This is a genomic window from Amycolatopsis nigrescens CSC17Ta-90 (genome assembly GCF_000384315.1).
Lineage (GTDB): Bacteria > Actinomycetota > Actinomycetes > Mycobacteriales > Pseudonocardiaceae > Amycolatopsis > Amycolatopsis nigrescens.
This window is the reverse complement of record NZ_ARVW01000001.1, coordinates 5,970,126-5,987,809: the sequence shown is the minus strand read 5'-3', so window position 1 is coordinate 5,987,809 and position 17,684 is coordinate 5,970,126. Positions and strand designations below refer to the sequence as shown.

Here is a 17,684-nt window from a genome sequence, read left to right as displayed (position 1 = left end):
CGGCGTCGGCAGCGGACCTGTCCAGCACCTGACTATCGGGTGATGATCTCCGATGCCGAACCGTTCATCCTGGCCGGCGCGCCCGGCGCATCGGCGGAGCCGAACGACCCGGTCCGGCCGTCGTAGAGGTACACCTGGGCGTCTCCCACGTGGAAGTACATCCCGACCAGATCCACCTCGCCGAGCGCCTCGGCCCGCGCGATCGTCGGGTACTCCCGCAGCCGCTCCAGCTGCTGCAGCACGTTGTGCAGGGCCAGCTGGTCGGGCTCGGCTCGCGGCGCCTCGCCGTCCACCAGCAGCCGCGGCCGGCTGCGGTAGCGGAGCACGCTGTCCTCCGCGTGCCGGAGCCAGGACCGCAGTGCCGGCGCGTCCTCCGGGGAGCCACCGAGCAGCGCCTTCATCGCACCGCAGGAGGAGTGCCCGCAGACCACCACCTCGCGCACCCGGAGCACCCCGACCGCGAACTCGACCGCGGCGCCGATGGAGGCGTCCGCGCCCTCGGCGCAGGTCGCGTGGTCCGGCACCAGGTTGCCGATGTTGCGCACGGTGAACAGGTCGCCGGGACCGCTGGTGGTGATGATGTTCGGCACGATCCTGGCGTCACCGCAGGTGATGAACAGGGTCTCGGGCTGCTGGCTGTCGGCCAGCCTGCTCAGCGTCGGCCGGACCAGCCGCGAGGTCCGCCGCTGGAACTCCAGCATGCCGCGCCGCATCGAGCTGACCGGCGGCCCGACCCGCTGCTCCGGCACCACGCCGTTGGGCCGTGCGTGCCGGTCGGCGTGGCGCGGGTGGTCGCCGTCCTCGTGCGCCTGCTGCCAGTCCGACCACGGCGCGAACCAGCGCGGCACGATCCGCTGCGCGTCGGCCTTGTGCACGGTCGGCTCGCCCGCCTTGCCCCGACCGAACCACGGATGGCCGACCTCGTCCACGATCACCGTACCGCCCGCTGCCTCGTGCGCGTGCTGCCAGGAGGAGAGGGTGTCGAAGGCGGCATGGTCCAGGTAGTCGACGATGAGCTCCAGGGTGACCCTGGTGCCGCGCGGGATCCCGCCGAGCACCGCGGACAGCCGCGGTATGGAAAGGGAGGCGAGTGCTCCTTCGACCACCACCCGCCAGCCGTCGCCGTCGGGCTCCGCGTGGATTCCGGACCAGAGCAGACGGCGCAGCATCATCAGCGCGGCGGCGGCGATCCCGATCAGCACACCGGTCAGCAGGTCGATACCGACCACCCCGACCAGGGTGATCAGGTACACCGGCAGGTCGCCGTGGCGCAGCACGTCCTTGATGTGCCCGATGTTCACCAGTTTCGCGCCGACGTGCACCAGCAGCCCGGCCAGCGCGGCAAGCGGAATGTTCTGCAGCAGCCCGGCGAGCAGCACCACGAACAGCAGGATCCACACCCCGTGCAGGATCGCGGAGGCCCTGCTCCTGGCGCCGGACTGCACGTTGGTCGAGCTGCGCACGATCACGCCGGTGACCGGCAGGCCGCCGAGCGCGCCGGAGGTCATGTTGGCCGCGCCCTGTCCGATCAGCTCGCGGTTCAGGTTGGCCCGCTTGCCGGTGTGCATCTTGTCCACGGCCACCGCGGACAGCAGGCTCTCGACGCTGGCCACGAGCGCGAAGGTGACCACGGCGACGCCGAAGTCGAACCAGCCGCCATCGGGGAAGACCGGCACGAAGCTGATGTCGAGCAGGTTCGCCGGCACCTCGACCCTGGCCAGGTCCATGTTCAGGCCGGTGGCCAGCACGGTCACCAGCACGATCGCGGCCAGCGGGCCAGGCACCTTCCGCACGATCTTGGGCAGCTTGCCCCAGATCAGCAGGATGCCGATGGTGAGCAGGCCGATCAGCACCGCCTGGTCGTGATGCTCGACGATCTGGCGCGGCAGCTCGAGCACGTTGTCGATCGGGGAGCTCTGCGCGGAGCCGCCGAGCACCACGTGCAGCTGCGCCAGCACGATGGTGACGCCGATCCCGGCCAGCATGCCGTGCACGATGGCCGGCGAGATGGCCAGTGCGCCGCGGGCGATCCGGCTCAGCCCGAGCAGGATCTGCAGTGCGCCTGCGGCCACCGTGATGGCGCAGGTGACCAGCCAGCCGAAGGTGTTGATGGTCTCGGCGAGGATCACCGTCAGCCCGGCGGCCGGGCCGCTGACCTGAAGCGCCGAGCCGCCGAGCGCGCCGGCCACCACGCCGCCGATGACGGCGGCGATCAGGCCGGCCACGATCGGTGCGCCGGAGGCCAGCGCGATGCCGAGGGACAGCGGGATCGCGACCAGGAAGACCACCAGCGAAGCCGGTACGTCGTAGCGCAGGTTCTCCAGCGCCGCCTTCCACCGCTGCCGGCCTGGCGGTCCGCTGGCCCTGGCACTGCCTGCGATGTCGATCATGTTCGCCTCCGTGATCTGGATCTTGCGAGATACGCGGGGTGGACTAGTGGTCGAGAACCGGCAGCGGTGACGGCCCGTCGTCACCAGGTAACCGAAAACCGCCTCAAATGTCTGTTATGTAAAGAACTTCTCATCTTTTCTTCACACGGCGTCGTCACTGATCAACAAGGTGAAGCGGCAAAAAAGGCGAAAAGGACAGTGATATAGGTCACCCTCTAGTGGGTGATCGGCCACTGTGGACAACTGTCCGTAGCAAACCTTGGGATTGTGACGTGCGCCTCGCTGGATAAGGTGAATTTTGAGACGAGCGTGCTGAAACGCCGGTTCGCAGCCGCGCGAAGCTAAGCCTTCTGCGCCACCGCGACCATCGCCGCGGTGATCGCGGCGAGGTCCTCGTCCGCGGTGAGGTAGGGCGGCATCGCGTAGATCAGATCCCGGAACGGGCGCAGCCACACTCCGTGCGCGGTGGCGACTTCCGTGGCGAGCCGCATATCGACGGGGTGATCGAGCTGGAGCACCCCGATCGCGCCGAGTGACCGCACGTCGAGCACCCCCGGCAGCCCGGCAGCAGCCGCGAGCCCGTCCCGCAGGCCCGCGCCGATCCGCCGCACCGACGTCCGCCAGTCCTGTTCGAGCAGCAGCCCGATCGAGGCGTTCGCGACCGCGGCGGCCAGCGGGTTGCCCATGAAGGTGGGCCCGTGCGCGAGTACCGGCACCTCACCGCGGGAGATCCCGTCCGCCACCGCGGAAGTGCACAGCGCGGCGGCCATGGTGAGGTACCCGCCGGTGAGCGCCTTGCCGACGCAGAGCACGTCCGGGGTGACCCCGGCGTGGTCCGCGGCGAACAGCTCGCCGGTGCGGCCGAAGCCGGTGGCGATCTCGTCGAAGATCAGCAGCACGTCGTTGGCCTCGGTCAGCTCCCGCAGCGCGCGCAGGTAGCCGGGGTGGTGGAAGCGCATGCCGCCGGCGCCCTGGACCACCGGCTCCACGATCACTGCCGCCAGCTCTCCCGCGTGCCGCTCGATTTCCGCCGCAAGAGTGTCCACATAGGACTGATCGGGCGGGCTGTCGAACCCGGCCGGCGGCGCCGGCACGAACAGCTGCTCCGGCAGCGTGCCGCGCCAGAGGCCGTGCATCCCGCCGTCCGGATCGCACACGCTCATCGGGTGGAAGGTGTCGCCGTGGTACCCGCCGCGCCAGGTCAGCAGCCGCCGTTTCCCCGGCCGCCCGAGCGACCGCCAGTACTGCAGGCACATCTTGATCGCGACCTCGATGGACACCGACCCGGAGTCGCACAGGAAGACGTGCTCCAGTCCGTCCGGGGTGATCTCGGCCAGTGTCGCGGCCAGCGCGATCGCCGGCTCGTGGGTGAGCCCGCCGAACATCACGTGGCTCATCCGCCCTGCCTGCTCGGCCAGCGCGGCGTCCAGCACCGGGTGCCGGTACCCGTGGATGGCCGACCACCATGACGACATGCCGTCCACCAGCTCGCGCCCGTCGGCCAGCCGCAGCCGCACCCCGGCCGCCCCGGTGACCAGCAGCGGCTCCACCCTGCCCGGCATCGGCCCGTAGGGATGCCAGACGTGCCGGGCGTCCAATGCGAGCAGCTCAGCAGGAGTCATGCCCGGCACCCTACGTACGCCGCACCCCCGGCGGGACGACCAGTCCTGGCCCCGGCGCGGCTCAGCGCTCGGCGAGCCTGGCCTCCAGGCGCTCGATCACGTCGCTCCAGTACACCCGCTGCTCGGCCCGCTCGTCGGCGTCGGCCAGCCATTCCTGGTGGAACTTCATCGTGGTCTTGGTGCCGGCCGCGACCAGTGCGATCTGCAGGGTCGAGTCGTGGTCCCAGTCCTTCGGCCGCCAGGTGAGCCGGACCCGGTCCTGCGGCCGGAAGCTGCGCACCTGACCGGTGGTGCCGCTTTCGGTCTCGTAGGAGAGCCCGCGTTCCCTCGGCAGCTCGGTGCCGGGCCCGAGCCAGATGTCGACCCCGTCCCGGCCGACCAGGAAGTCCCACACAGCCGAGACCGGGTACGGCACGGTTCTGGAAACGCCTATCTGCCAACCGGTATCGGCTGTTTTCCCCACATCGCTGCGCACCACGACATCATCCCATCGGGCGCCGACCGGATCCTGCACAGGCCCGTGTGAGGATCGCCCCATGCGCTATCGGCCGATCTCCTTCGACGCGCTCGCCGCCGAGCTGACCGAGCTCGTGGCGGGGATGACCGGCACCGGGTGGGTGCGGGTGCTGATCGACGGCGCCAGGACGGACGGCACGGACACGGCGGCGCTGGCGGACGCGATGACGGACCCGCTGCGGGTGCTCGGCCGCCCGGTGCTGCGCGTCCGCGCCGCCGACTTCCTCCGGCCCGCATCGCTGCGTTTCGAGCGCGGCAAACAGGACGCGGACGCGCGGTACACCGACTGGCTGGACGCGGACGGGCTGCGGCGCGAGGTACTGGCCCCGCTGGCGCCCGGCGGGACCGGCACCGTGCTGACCGCGCTGTGGGACGCCGACCGCGACCGAGCGACCCGGCTGGCGCGCACCCCGCTGCCCACCGGCGGGGTGCTGCTGCTGGACGGCGAGCTGCTGCTCGGCCGCGGCCTGCCCGCCGAGCTCACCGTGCACCTGTGGCTTTCGCCCGGCGCGCTGCGTCGCCGGGTGCCCGAGGCGGACCGGTGGGCACTGCCCGCCTACCAGCGGTACGAAACCGAGGTCCGGCCGTCCGAGGTGGCGGATGTGCTGGTGCGGGTGGACGATCCGCGCCATCCCGCGGTGCTGGAGCGTTAGTGCAGCGCGGCGACCGGCTCGCCGTCCAGCAGCCCGGCCAGCTTGCGGGTGAGCAGGTCCCAGCGCCAGTTGGCGCCGACCCAGTCGCGACCGGCCTCCCCCATCCGCCGCGCCCGCGCCGGATCGGACAATAGGGGGGCCAGGGTGTCGGTCAGCTCGCGGACGTCCCGGCCGTCCACCACGTGCCCGGTCACCTCGTCCAGCACGGTCTCCGGCGCGCCGCCGGACCGGCCGGCCACCACGGGCAGGCCGGTGGCCGACGCCTCCAGGTAGACCAGCCCGAGGCCCTCCACGTCCAGCCCCTTGCCCCTGGTGCGGGCCGGCATCGCGAACACGTCCCCGGCCGCGTAGTGCGCGGGCAGCTCCGCCCACGGCACTGAGCCGGTGATCACCACGTCCCCGCCGAGGCCGAGCTGGTCCACCAGCTCGGTCAGCTTCCTGCGGTAGGGCCCGCCGCCGACCAGCAGCAGCGCCACACCCGGCACCCGCCTGCGCAGCTCCGGTAAGGCCCGCACCAGCATGTCCTGTCCCTTGCGCGGCACCAGCCTGGACACGCACACCACGGTCGGTCGCCCGGCCAGGCCGTGCCGCTCGCGGATCTCCTCGCCCGCGGCGGGATCGGGACGGAACAGCTCGGTGTCCACCCCGGACGGCAGGTGCTCCAGCCCGGCCATCGGCCCGAAGGCGGCGGCGAACCGGCCACGGGTGTACTCGCTCACGTAGGTCACCACGTCGCTGGTGTCGCCGATCCGGCGCAGCGCCTGCCTCGCCGCCGGCAGCATCGACCAGCCGACCTCGTGCCCGTGCGTGCTGGCCACCACCCGCTGGGCGCCCGACGCGCGCAGGGACCGGCCGAGCAGCGCCAGCGGTGCGGCCGCGCCGAACCAGACGGCCTGGCAGTCGCGGGCCCGCATGATCTCCTTCGCGCGGCGCAGCACGTCCGGGGTTGGCAGCATCAGCGACGTCGGATGCCGGACCACCTCGAAGGGCGCGGCGGCGTCGAACTCGGTGTGCGAACCGGACCCGGACTCCCAGGACGGGGCGTAGACCACCAGCTCGTCCGGCGGCAGCCGGTCGGCCAGCGCGCCGAGGTAGTTCTGGATCCCGCCCGGTCTCGGCGGGAAGTCGTTGGTCACCAGCAGTGTCCGCAGCACGTGCACAGGCTATCCGGCCGTGCACCCGGACGGAGTAGCGCCGGGGCTGGCCGGGAACGAAAGGGGCGGCACCGCTTTCGCGATGCCGCCCCTGGTGGTGCGCGGTGGTGCCGGCGGATCAGGCGTACCTGCGGCCGCCGCTGTAGTCCGAGATCAGCGGTGAGATCTTGACGACCTCACCCGGCTGCGGCGAGTGCACCATCTTGCCGCCACCGATGTACATGCCCACGTGGTACGCGGGCGAACCGAAGAACACCAGGTCCCCCGGCTGCAGCTGCTCACGGGCGACCGGCGTGCCGGAACCCTGCTGCTGAGCCGCGGTACGCGGGATCCCGATACCGGCCTGCCGGAACGCCCAGGACGTGAGGCCGGAGCAGTCGAACTGGCTCGGGCCCGCCTTGCCGAGGGAGTAGGCACTGCCCAGCTTGGACAGCGCCGCGTTCACCGCGGCCTGCGCCTTCGGGCCGGGTGCCTTGACGTCCGGCGCACTGCCACCGGTGTCGCGCTGGGCGGCCCGGTCGGCGGCGCTGAGCGTGCCGTCCGCCACCTCCAGCTGCTTGACCTGTGCGTCGAGATCCTTCTTGCGGGTATCGACGTCGGCCAGCAGTTGCGCGGCGGCGTCCTTGGCGGCCTGTGCCCGGCCCTGTGCGTCGGCCGCCTGCTGCTGCGCGGTCGTCGCCTGCTGGACCGCACCGGTGAGTCCCTGCAGGGCCTGGTTCTTGTCCTTGGCGAGCACGTCCAAGGCGGTGATCCGGTCGAGGAACTGCTGCACGGAACCGCCCGAGAGCAGTGCGGACAGCTTGTTGAGCTGAGCACCGCTGGTGAAGGACGCACCGGCGAACTTGTCCACCTCGACCCGGTACTGCGCCTCGTTGCCCGCCGCACTGGCACCGGACTGCTTGGCGCCCTCCAGGTCCGCGGTGGCCTTGTCGTACTCGGCCTGCTTCGCCTTGAGGTCTTCCTTGGCGTTGAGGTACTGCTCGTTGAGCTTTTCGGCCTGCCCGGCGAGTTCGCGGTACTTCGCGAGCTCCTGGGACGAGCCGGTCGGCGGGGTCTGGGGGAAGGGGGATGGGGACGCGGTGGCCAACGGCTGCCCGACCACGACCGCCGCGATAACGGCGGAAGCTGCCAGTGCTCCGGACACCACGCGCTTTACTGGATGCGACTGCACGCCGCGCGCGTCTCCTCTGTTCTCGGCCGCCGGCCGATGACGGCTCAACTCCCCCGACGAGCTGTTCCGGCGGCAATCTCACGCCGCCGTCCCCCGATGGAACGGCATCCTGCGACAAGATCCCGGCCAGGTTATGGACTGGGTGACAGCACGTCCACAGAGAGTGGACGGAAGGTCCGGATTTTGCGCCGAACGGAGTGACAACCCCCCAATCGGCCTAACAACATCCCGTGACCACTCCCACCCCCTGTCATTTTCACGCCCCAGAACGCCGTGAAGGGCACCTTGCCTACCTCGAAGGTAGGCAAGGTGCCCTTCACGGACTCCGGCGGGAGGAGCGGGTCAGGCGACCCGGCGCGCCCCGCTGTACTGCGCCTGCAACGGCGAGATCTTCACGACGTCACCCGAGGTCGGGGCGTGCACCATCTGGCCGTTACCGATGTAGATGCCCACGTGCGACACCGGCGAGTAGAAGAACACCAGGTCGCCCGGCTGGAGCTGGTCCCTGGAGACCGGCGTGCCGTTGGTGGACTGCGCCCGGCTGGAACGCGGGATGCTGATCCCGGCCTGCTTGTACGCCCAGGACGTCAGCCCGGAGCAGTCGAACTGGCTCGGGCCGGTGGCACCCCAGACGTACGGGCTGCCCATCTTGTTCAAGGCCGCGTTGATGGCCGTCTGCGCGGCCGGGCCGGGGGCCTTGACGTTCGGGATCGCACCGCCGCGGTCGTTCTGCGCGGCCTTGTCGGCGGAGCTGAGCCCGCGGGTCGCCGACTCCAGCTCCTTGAGCTGGCCGTCGAGGGCCTTCTTGCGGCCGTCGACATCGGCGAGCAGCTGGGCCGCGGCGTCCTTGGCGGCCTGCGCCCGGCCCTGAGCGTCGGTGGCCATGTTCTGCGCGTCGGACGCCTCGCGAACCGCGCCGGCGAGCTTGCCCAGCGCCTCGTTCTTGTCCGTGGCCAGCACGTCCAGTGCCGAGGCACGGTCCAGGAAGTCCTGCGCGGACCTGCCGGTCAGCAGTGCGGACAGCCGGTTGAGCTGAGCACCGCTGGTGAACGAGGCACCGGCGAACTTGTCCACCTCGGTCCGGAACTGGGCCTCGTTGCCGGCCGCGGTGGCGCCGGCCTGCTTGGCGCCTTCCAGGTCCGTGCTGGCCTTGTCGAGCTCGCCCTGCTTGGCGTCGAGGTCGTCCTTCGCCTTGAGGTAGTCCTCGTTGAGCTTTTCGGCCTGACCGGCCAGCTCGCGGTACTTGGCGAGGGCTTCGGAGGTGTTGGTCGGGGGTGCTTGGGGGGCGGGGTTGGGGACGGCTGTGGCGGGTGGCTGAACGAAGGTGACTGCCGCGATAACGGCGGAAGCCGCCAGTGCTCCGGACACCACGCGCCTGATCGAATGCGACTGCACGTCGCGCGTGTCTCCTCTGCTCTCGGCCGCCATCCGGCGCCGTCCGGGAGAGGTCGGGGGCCCTCTGATCCGGCTCGCCCGAGCGGGCGGACACTTCACCAGCTCGGACCTACGGCGGTTTCCCGCTGCTCCAGGCACGGCTTGCCCGCATCTGGAAGTGACGCAGTGGGTCCGGTACAGCTTCCCGACAAGCTGTCTCGGCGGCAATCTCGCGTAGCCACCACTGGGTGTGGCGACTGCCTGCCGCGAGATCTCGGACAGGTTACGAAATACCCGCCGCTACGTCCACCAGGTGACTACGAAATCCTTTCGGGTGTGCGCCGACACCCCATTGGACCAGCGCTGAATAGCGTCTGTGACCGGGGTAACAGACGACCGGCCGGAGGGCTATACACCGTTCGCCTGACCCGAACGACCACTCGTCGCGGACGGGCTTTACGGCGTGTCACCCGGCGCGCCGACGCGGCTGAACCGCCTCTCCGGCGCCCGGTTCGGCCTGCACCAGCCGCAACCTCGGCACCATGCCCGCCTCCGCGAGCACGTCGACGGCCCGCTGCTCGCTGTCGTCCCATTCCACCTCCGGCGGGGCACCGAGCAGCACGTTGATCACGCAGTCGGCACAGGCATCGCCCCGGACCTGGCACCGGTCGCAATCGATGATCATGGTGTTCTCGTCCACGGTCGCTCCTCGCTGTCCGTCGGTTACTGGCACCGACGTTAGGCACGGGCACCGACAATTCCGGGATACCTGCCTCTCCAACTGCCGCTGAGGTGCGCCGAAAGGCCCACGATGCGCTATTCGTAGTGCTCTGTGGTGCGAATGGAGGGGTGCATGAGTCCGCATGGCTTACACGGGCACTTGGTCGACGCCCTCGGGCGGAGCCTCACCTCCGGTGAGCATCCGGCGGGCACCGTGCTGCGGCTGGACGAGCTGACCGGCCGGTACCGGGTTTCCCGCACGGTGGCCAGGGAAGCCGTCCGGGTGCTGGAGGCGCTCCGGATGGTCCGCTCACGGCCCAAGGTGGGCACCATCGTGCTGCCCGCCACCGAATGGAACCTGTTCGACCCGCTGCTGATCCGCTGGCGGCTGGCCGGCGCGGACCGCACCACGCAGCTGCGGCAGCTGGCGCAGCTGCGGATGGCGGTGGAACCGGCCGCGGCCGGGCTGGCCGCGCTGCACGCGGGCAGCGGGCAGCGGGAACGGCTGCTCCGGCTGGCCCAGAAGATGAGCCGGACCGCGGGGGCGACCGGGACCGACGCCGAGGCGATCGAGGCATACGTGGCCGCGGACATCACCTTCCACCGGCTGCTGCTGGCCGCCTCCGGCAACGAGATGTTCGCCCACCTCGGCGAGGTGAGCGCCGAGGTGCTGCAGGGCAGGCTGACCCATCGGCTGCTGCCGACCGGCCCCGATCCGGCCGGGACCAGCAGGCACCTGAAGGCCGCCGAGGCGATCAACCGCGGCGACGCGGAGGCGGCCGAACGGGAGCTGCGCAGCATCGTCACCGCCACCGCCGAAGAAGTCGACGAACTACTCGACTGATCTCGCGGCACCCACGCCTCCCGCACGCGCGCCGGCCGAAGGCCCCGCTACCGCGGGGGCAGGGCGCCGACCGGGAAACCTGCGCCGCTCGCGCTCGAAGCCACGCCCTGTCCACGTGGTCGCGGAAGCGCGCACGCCGCGGTGAACACAGAAGTCGACGAACTACTCGACTGATCTCGCGGCACCCACGCCTCCACGGGCGAACTGGTCAGCGGCCGGCGTATTCCCAGTGCCACGGTTCTTCGCGGCCGCCGCCGGGCCTGGCCCATGACGGGTTGACCCAGCCGAGGGCGGGTGCGTTCGCGGCCAGCCAGCCGTACTGCCTGCTGCCGAACGACTCCGCGCCGCCGCACAGGTCCACCGCCAGTCCCCAGCCGTGGTTGCTGGTGCCGGGCACCGCGGCCAGCGAGGGTTTCCGCCGGTACAGGTCCACCTGCCCGTCGAAGGTCCGGTACGAGTCGGTGACGCACAGCGGCGTGCCGAACGCACCGGCGAAAGCCTGTGACAGTGCCACGAAGTTCTGCGCGGCGTCGCAGCGCAGCACATGCGCGCCGACCCCGATCGCGCACAGCGCGGCTCCCGGGATCAGGCCGTTGGGGTAGCCGCCCCAGGCTCCGGCGGCCTGCGCCCCGCCACCGCCGGCCTGCGAACCGACCGGGAAGGCGGGCAGTTCCACGCCGCCGCAGCGCCAGGTCAGCTCGCCTTCGGCACGCTGCGGCACCGTCCTGGCCTCGGCCGGCCCGAGCGATGGCCTTGTCACCGAGAGCACGGAGTCGCCGACCGGCAGGTCGGCCACCACCACCCCGGCCAGCCTGGCGTCCGCGGCCAGCATGGTGTGCCCGTCGAGCACGATGCCCACCGACTGCACGCCGTACTTCGCCGGCCCGGCGAACACCACGTCGCCCGGCTGCGCGTCGGCCACCGGCACCGGACGGCCGGCCGCGAACTGCTCGCCCGCCGAGGCGGGCAGCGGCAGCCCGGCACCGGTGAACACCGATCGCACCAGGCCGTCGCAGGAGTAGGCGGCCGGGCCTTCCCCACTGTCGTGCGGCACGTACGGCTTGCCGAGCGCGGCTATCCCCGCACCGACCGCGTCGATGGTCTCCTTGGGCAGCACCAGCAGGCGCTGCCCGTCCGAGCCGACCTGCGCGACACCGGGCTGCGGGGCACCGTCCGCCCCCGGCAACGCCTTCAGCCCTGCCGGTAGCACGGCCGGGTCGCGCAGCGCGGCGACCGACGGCGGGGTGATCCCGGCCGCGGCCAGCCGGTCGGTGTAGGCTCGCCAGTTCGCCGCGGTCTGCTCGTTGCGCTGCCGCTGCGCCTGCTGCTGGGCCACCACGGCCTGGTTGGCCACGTCGATCGGGCCGCGCAGCTCGGAGGAGATGGCGTCCGCGCGGTTGGCCGCGTCCCCGTTGCGGCGGTCCAGTTCCGCCTTGCGGGCGGTGGCGGACCGCTCCACACCGGCCGCCTGCCGCTCCACCTCCGCGGCCGAACGCTGCTGTTCCAGCGCGCCGTTGAGCCTGGCGTCCTGCGCCGCCCGCAGCCGGTTGATCATGGACGTGCCGTCCAGCAGGTCGCGCGGGTTCCCGACGGCGAGCAGCAGCCGGAAGGTGTCCGGCCGTCCCATCGCGGTGAACACCGACCTGGAGAACTGGTCCACCTCCTGCTGCTGCGCGGCCACCTTCGCGTCGGCGGCCTCCCGCCCGGCGCGAGCGCGTTGCAGGTCGGCCGTGGCGGTGTTCACCTCGTCCTGCGCCGCTCGCACCTGGCCCGCCAGGTCACCGAGCTCGCGCTGGACGTCGGTGGCGGTGCGCTGGAGGTCGGCGATCTTTGGGTCGGCGAAGGCCTCCCCCGGCCGGGGATCCGGTGCCACCGCGCCGGGCGCGACCCCGGCCTCCACCGGCGGCTCCTCCTGCGCCCCCGCGAGCGGGCTCACCAGCAGGACACCGACCAGCAGCAAGGGCGTCAACACAGCGGCGCCGGCCCGCATCCGCACCTCCACAGGGATCTTTGCTGGTTTCAACGCCAAAGTGCACCATCGGTGACGCACCCGCCCGGGTGACCAAGGGGTGGACGTGAAAAGGCCCGGAGCCGGTACCGCCCCCGACGGCGGTACCGGCTCCGGACTTTCCCCTTATTCCGCCCGCAGCGAGTCGAGCCTGGTCACCTGCCGCAGCAGCGGCAGGGTGAGCGCGGTGACCATCAGCACCGCCAGCAGCGCCGCCCCGACCAGGCCGCCGACCACACCGAAGTCGAGCGCCATCGGCACGTCCGCCAGCCGCAGGATCGGCGCGGTCAGGCCGATCCCGGCCGCCACCGCGAGCACCACCCCGATCAGCACCGGGATCGCGACCTGCCACAGGGAGCCCTTGGCCAGCACCGACAACGGCACCCCGGCCGCGGACAACGCGGCCAGCGGCCGCCGCCGCTCGCTGATCTGCTCCACCGAAAGCATCAGCAGGCTCAGCGCGGCCACCGAGAGCACGAAGACCGAAGCGGCAAGCAGCACGCTGCGGAACTGCTCGATCGTGTCGTCCTGGTTCAGCGCGATCGTGCTGTAGATATCGGTGTCCCGTACCTGGGCGTGCCAGGCCAGCTGGTTGACCGCCTTCGCCACCCGGTCGGACAGCTCCTGGGGGCTGCCGGGCCCGCCGACGAACACCGAGACGCTCCCGTCCGGCATGGGCGCTCCCCGCATCGCGCCGGGGGTGACCAGCAGCGTGCCGTCCATGTACCGGCCCGCCTGCTCGGCCGGAATGTGCTGCACCCCTGGCGGCACCGTCCACTCCGAGGCGTAGGTCCGCTGCCCGGCCTCGAACTTGACGAACCGGACCGGGCCCGTCGGCAGGGTGACCTCACGCATCCGCGAAGCGTTCTCCAGCGGAGCGTCCACCATGAACACATCGCCGTCCGCGCAGGACCCGACGTTCGCCCTGGTGGCCAGCGCCGCGCAGTCCCCGATCTCGACCGATACCGTGCCCTGGTTCTCCGCGGCCGAATCGAGGAAGACCGAGCGCACCGGATGCGTCTGCCCCACGCCCTCGGTGGCGGCCAGCCTGCGCAGCACGTCCTGCTCGTGCCCGGCGTCGGTGAACACCCGCACCGGCACCGCGGCCTGCGGCAGCCAGCGGGACCCGTTCTCATCCCTGGCCCCGACCGAGCTCACCAGCACCTGGATCAGGATCGTGCCCGCCAGCACCACGACCAGCCCGGAGACCACCCGGCTCGCGGTGCCGCTGTCCAGTTGCAGCCGCCGGATCGCGAACTGCCAGGACGGCGGGCCGCCCCTGATGGCGTGCACCAGCTTCTCCACCGCCCATGGCAGCACCACGGCCACCCCGATCAGCAACAGCGAGCTGCCCACGGTCATCGCGACCATCACGAGCTCGTTGCTGGTCTGGGGCTCGGCGAACAGGGTGCTCAACATCAGGCCGGCACCGAGCAGCGTGATCAGCCAGCGCCACCACATCCGCCGCCGGACCGTCTTGCCATGGCGCACCACCCCCAGCGGCTCGACGATGGTGCGGCGCAGGCCGAAGATGGACGCCCCGATGGCCAGCACCGGCACCAGCAGCACGATCAGCACCAGCAGGGGTGTCGAGGGCACGAAGTCCTCGCCGAAGACCCTGATGCCGAACAGATCCAGCTTCCCGATCAACGGCCGGAGCGAGTAGAACAGGGCCGCGCCGGTGACCAGCCCGGCCAGCGCGCCGAGCAGCGACTCGGCGGCCGCGATCCGGCGGATCTGCCCGGCGTCCACCCCGATCAGCCGCAGCGCCGCCAGCCGCCGGTCCCGCTGGGCCGCGCCCATCCTGGACGCGGTGGTGACGAAGATCAGCAAGGGCAGCAGCAGGGCCACCGCGGCCGGCAGCAGCATCATCAACATGCTCGTGTTGACGCTGAAACCGTCGCGCTCCTCGCCGAACGCGTAGATCTTTTCGGTCTCTTCGTCCGCGGTCACCTGCTCGATCGACGCTCCCGAGTAGACCCGCATGTCGTCCGGGTCCACCAGGCCGGGCTTGCCGATCGTGCCGATCACCTCGCCGGGCAGCCTGGCGAGCACGCCTCCGCCGCCGGGGGACGCGATCAGCTCGGCCACCGCCGGTGAGACCACCAGCTCGCCTGGCCCCGGCAGCCGCGCCAGCCCCGGCGGCACCGGCGAGCCCGGCCCGCCGGCGGCCACCGTGTCCACGTTGATGTAGTCCCCGCCGGACAGTTCCGCCGACCACGACCGCTGGTACAGCGGCTCGGTTCCTGGCCGCGGTTCGGTCACCGCGGTGGTCCCGGCATCCCTGGCCAGACGCTCGTTCACCAGGTGACCGATTGACGCCGCCGGCAGCAGCACGGCCACCGCGAGCCCGATCCCGATCGCGGTCATGGCCAGCCTCAGCAGCACCGACCCGGACATCCGGCCGCCCCCGACGGCCAGCCGGAGCCCCAGGACGAGGTCCTTGATCATGCTTCCCCCTCCGCGAGTTCGAGCGCCACAGGGGACGCCGAGCCGCTCATGCGGCCAGCTCGCGATCGGTCGCCCGGCCATCCCGGACCACGATTTCGCGGTCGGAGTACGCCGCGACCCTGGCCTCGTGGGTCACCAGCACCACCGCGGCGTTGGTCTGCCTTGCCGCGTCGGTGAGCATCTGCATGACCTTTTCGCCGTTGAGCGAGTCCAGCGCACCGGTGGGCTCGTCGGCGAAGATCACCTTCGGCCCGGTCACCAGCGCACGGGCCACCGCGACCCGCTGCCCCTGGCCACCGGACACGTCGCCGGGGCGGTGCGCGGCCACGTCCTCGACCTGCAGCCGGTTCAGCCACTCGGTGGCCTTGGCCTCGGCGGAGCGACGCTTCTCCCCGCACAGCCGCAGCGGCAGCGCCACGTTCTCCAGGCAGGTCAGCTCGGGCACGAGCTGGCCGAACTGGAAGACGAAACCGAACTCGGTGCGCCGCAGCGCGCTGCGCTCCTTGTCCGGCATCGCGGCCATATCGCGGCCGCCGTACCGGATCTCCCCGTCGTCCGGGCGCACGATGCCGGCCAGGCAGTGCAGCAGGGTGGACTTGCCGGAGCCGGACGGGCCCATGATGGCCAGCACCTCCCCGGCCGCCACGGCCACGCCCGCACCGCGCAGTGCGGTGGTCTTGCCGAAGGACTTGGTCAGCCCCCGGGCCATCAGCAGTGGCTGGTTCACGGCCGCACCGCCTTCCCGAGCTCGGTCAGCCTGGCTGCGGTGAGTTCCAGCCAGCGCAGATCCGCCTCCAGGTGGAACAACGCGTGGTCGCAGATGAGCTGGTCGGCGAGGTCGCCGCCGTTCTTGCGCCTGGTCAGCGAGCGCATCACGCCAAGGTGCGCGGCGCGCTGGGTGTCCAACACGCCGGTGGCGTCGCGGCCGGACAGCAGTGCGAGCACCACCTTGGTGTAGAGCGTGTTCTGCAGGTAGGGCTCCGGGTTCTCCGGAGTGGACAGCCAGCCTTCGACGTCGGTGACCCCGGCGTCGGTGATGGTGTAGCGCTTGCGGTCCGGCCCGTCGCCCTGTTCGACCCCGGCGACCTCGACCATCCCGTTGCGCAGCAGCCGGGACAGGGTGGAGTACACCTGCCCGTATGCCAGCGGCCGGTCCTGGCCGAACTGCTCGTCGTAGGCCTTCTTCAGGTCGTAGCCATGCCTCGGGCCGGGCTCGAGCAGCGCCAGCAGTGTGTGCGAAACCGACATTCGGTCCCCCTCTCGATATCCGCGTCTCGGATACGAGCGAGACTATACATGCGAGGTATACCCCGCGTGTATACCCGGGTAGAATAGTCGCGCACAGGGTTTTGAACAGGGGTTATGCCGAAAAGCGGGTCAGACGCGGCCGAGTCTGGTCAGCAGCACGGCGGACGGCACCGGATGCGCGCCTCCCCGGCGGGTCGAGTCCGCGACCGCGCGGTCCGAGGTGGCCACCACCATCGGCCTGCCGCCCGGCTCCCCGGCCACCAGCGAGCGGATCACGTCGTCCGCGAGCACTCCGGGATCGGAGAACAGCACCCGCACCCCGCGCGGCGCGGCGGTCGGCACGGAGAGCACGCCCGCCCCGTCGAAGACCACGGTGACCTCGGCCCCGGTCCGCGACGCGAGCGCGCCGAGCTGGTGGACCAGCCGCTCGCGCTGGTCGGCCAGCGCCAGCTCCGGGTAGCCGGTCTTGGTGACGTTGTAGCCGTCGACGATCAGGTGCACCCGCGGCAGGGCGAGCAGGCGGTCCAGCGCTACCGGGTCCTGCACCCGGCCGCCCGCGGCGGCCCCGGTGCTGGCGCCCCGCACCCGGTCGGCCGGGCGACGGCCGCTGCCGCCGAGGGAAAGCTCGCGGCGCAGCCCGGAGACCGCGCCGTCGATGGTGTCCACCAGCAGCGCCAGCCGGACCTCGTCGGCCTCCCGCGCCTCGCGGGCGGACTGCCTGGCGACCTCCGCGTCGGTGGCGGCCCGCTCGGCCCTAGCCCGTTCCACGGCCACCCGCTGACGCTCACGTTCCAGCTGCGCGGTGAGCGAAGCCAGCTCCTCGTCCCGCAGCGCGCCGCCCTGACGGGCCTCCGACGCGGCCTGCTCGGCCGCGTCCCTGGCCTTGCGCAGCTGAACCCCCTGCTCGCGCAGCCTGCCGCGCAGCTTGTCCAACTCGGCCTCGCGTTCGCCGCGCACCCTGTCCACCGCGCCGAGCGCCTCGGTCAGCTCGGCCCGCACCCGGTCCAGCTCGGCCTCCAGCCGCTGGTTCCTGGCCAGCGCGGCGTCCCGCTCGGCCCGCAGCGCGGTCTCCTCGGCGTTCTTGGCCACCAGCCGCACCCGCGAGGTCGCGCTCGACTCGCCGAGCAGCACCGCGGCGGTGGCGGCGGCCACCGAGTCGTCGTCGTTCGGGTTCAGCGCGTCCAGGCGGTGGTCACGAAGCCACTCCAGCACCGCGGTGCGGAACGCGGTCGAGTCGCGCAGCGCGGCCAGCAGCGCCGGGCCGCCCAGCCTGGCCCGTTTGGCCGGCGCGAACCTGGCCACCGGCCGAAGCTGCTGCGGCACGTCCAGCTTGGGCATCTTGCCCAGCGCGCCGGCGGCCAGCTCGGCCAGCCTGCCGCGGACCGGCTCCGGCAGCGCGTCCCAGTCCACCTGCGGGCCCGTGGTCGCGTCCGCCCGCGACGGCGTGCCCGGGGCGCCGGGTTCGGCGTGCTCGGGCCCGTCTTGCTGGGCGAACGGTTGCATCGGTCCAGGGTATGCCTCAAGGCCCGGCGG

Annotated in this window: 14 protein-coding genes; 2 read left to right on the top strand and 12 right to left on the bottom strand. The window is 71.8% G+C overall.

What is annotated here, in order from left to right; all coding sequences use genetic code 11:
• Positions 1-32: 32 nt before the first annotated feature.
• The 3 genes from AMYNI_RS0128500 to AMYNI_RS0128490 form a co-directional block, all read right to left on the bottom strand.
• The gene (locus AMYNI_RS0128500; RefSeq protein ID WP_020671494.1) at positions 33-2,390 is read right to left on the bottom strand and encodes a SulP family inorganic anion transporter; all 2,358 of its coding nucleotides are present in this window, start codon (positions 2,388-2,390) and stop codon (positions 33-35) included.
• A gap of 341 nt (positions 2,391-2,731) precedes the next feature.
• Positions 2,732-4,012: an adenosylmethionine--8-amino-7-oxononanoate transaminase gene (locus tag AMYNI_RS0128495; protein WP_026361046.1), complete on the bottom strand. Its 1,281-nt coding sequence runs from the start codon at positions 4,010-4,012 to the stop codon at positions 2,732-2,734.
• A 61-nt stretch (positions 4,013-4,073) separates the two neighbouring features.
• On the bottom strand, positions 4,074-4,427 hold the full coding sequence (locus AMYNI_RS0128490) for an SRPBCC family protein (RefSeq protein ID WP_245574020.1): 354 nt from the start codon (positions 4,425-4,427) through the stop codon (positions 4,074-4,076).
• Positions 4,428-4,548: 121 nt separating this feature from the next.
• Here AMYNI_RS0128490 and AMYNI_RS0128485 point away from each other — a divergent pair, with 121 nt between their 5' ends.
• Positions 4,549-5,181, top strand: a complete 633-nt coding sequence (locus AMYNI_RS0128485; protein ID WP_020671491.1) for a nucleoside/nucleotide kinase family protein — start codon at positions 4,549-4,551, stop codon at positions 5,179-5,181.
• On the opposite strand, the gene AMYNI_RS0128480 is transcribed toward AMYNI_RS0128485, so the two are convergent.
• The 4 genes from AMYNI_RS0128480 to AMYNI_RS45530 all read right to left on the bottom strand — a co-directional run bounded on the left by AMYNI_RS0128480 (position 5,178) and on the right by AMYNI_RS45530 (position 9,565).
• Entirely contained in the window at positions 5,178-6,335 is a 1,158-nt protein-coding gene (locus AMYNI_RS0128480; RefSeq protein ID WP_211225517.1) for a glycosyltransferase family 4 protein, read from the bottom strand. The genes AMYNI_RS0128485 and AMYNI_RS0128480 overlap by 4 nt on opposite strands.
• Positions 6,336-6,453: 118 nt before the next feature.
• Complete coding sequence (locus AMYNI_RS0128475; protein WP_026361044.1) at positions 6,454-7,506, bottom strand: C40 family peptidase; 1,053 nt, start codon at positions 7,504-7,506, stop codon at positions 6,454-6,456.
• A gap of 342 nt (positions 7,507-7,848) precedes the next feature.
• Complete coding sequence (locus tag AMYNI_RS0128470) at positions 7,849-8,901, bottom strand: C40 family peptidase (protein WP_020671488.1); 1,053 nt, start codon at positions 8,899-8,901, stop codon at positions 7,849-7,851.
• Positions 8,902-9,346: 445 nt separating this feature from the next.
• Positions 9,347-9,565 carry a hypothetical protein gene (locus tag AMYNI_RS45530; protein WP_051116569.1) on the bottom strand — a complete coding sequence of 73 codons (219 nt, stop codon included), beginning with the start codon at positions 9,563-9,565 and terminating at the stop codon, positions 9,347-9,349.
• A gap of 168 nt (positions 9,566-9,733) precedes the next feature.
• Here AMYNI_RS45530 and AMYNI_RS0128460 point away from each other — a divergent pair, with 168 nt between their 5' ends.
• Positions 9,734-10,444 carry a FadR/GntR family transcriptional regulator gene (locus AMYNI_RS0128460; RefSeq protein ID WP_040406030.1) on the top strand — a complete coding sequence of 237 codons (711 nt, stop codon included), beginning with the start codon at positions 9,734-9,736 and terminating at the stop codon, positions 10,442-10,444.
• A 208-nt stretch (positions 10,445-10,652) separates the two neighbouring features.
• On the opposite strand, the gene AMYNI_RS0128455 is transcribed toward AMYNI_RS0128460, so the two are convergent.
• The 5 genes from AMYNI_RS0128455 to AMYNI_RS0128435 form a co-directional block, all read right to left on the bottom strand.
• Positions 10,653-12,467, bottom strand: coding sequence for a D-alanyl-D-alanine carboxypeptidase family protein (locus tag AMYNI_RS0128455; protein ID WP_245574019.1), 1,815 nt, complete (start codon positions 12,465-12,467; stop codon positions 10,653-10,655).
• Positions 12,468-12,578: 111 nt separating this feature from the next.
• Positions 12,579-14,903, bottom strand: coding sequence for an FtsX-like permease family protein (locus tag AMYNI_RS0128450; protein ID WP_020671484.1), 2,325 nt, complete (start codon positions 14,901-14,903; stop codon positions 12,579-12,581).
• A gap of 46 nt (positions 14,904-14,949) precedes the next feature.
• Positions 14,950-15,630: an ABC transporter ATP-binding protein gene (locus AMYNI_RS0128445; RefSeq protein ID WP_020671483.1), complete on the bottom strand. Its 681-nt coding sequence runs from the start codon at positions 15,628-15,630 to the stop codon at positions 14,950-14,952.
• Complete coding sequence (locus tag AMYNI_RS0128440) at positions 15,627-16,151, bottom strand: PadR family transcriptional regulator (protein WP_020671482.1); 525 nt, start codon at positions 16,149-16,151, stop codon at positions 15,627-15,629. The genes AMYNI_RS0128445 and AMYNI_RS0128440 overlap by 4 nt, the downstream gene beginning before the upstream one ends.
• A gap of 129 nt (positions 16,152-16,280) precedes the next feature.
• The gene (locus tag AMYNI_RS0128435; RefSeq protein ID WP_020671481.1) at positions 16,281-17,654 is read right to left on the bottom strand and encodes an NYN domain-containing protein; all 1,374 of its coding nucleotides are present in this window, start codon (positions 17,652-17,654) and stop codon (positions 16,281-16,283) included.
• Between the last annotated feature and the right edge of the window lie 30 nt (positions 17,655-17,684).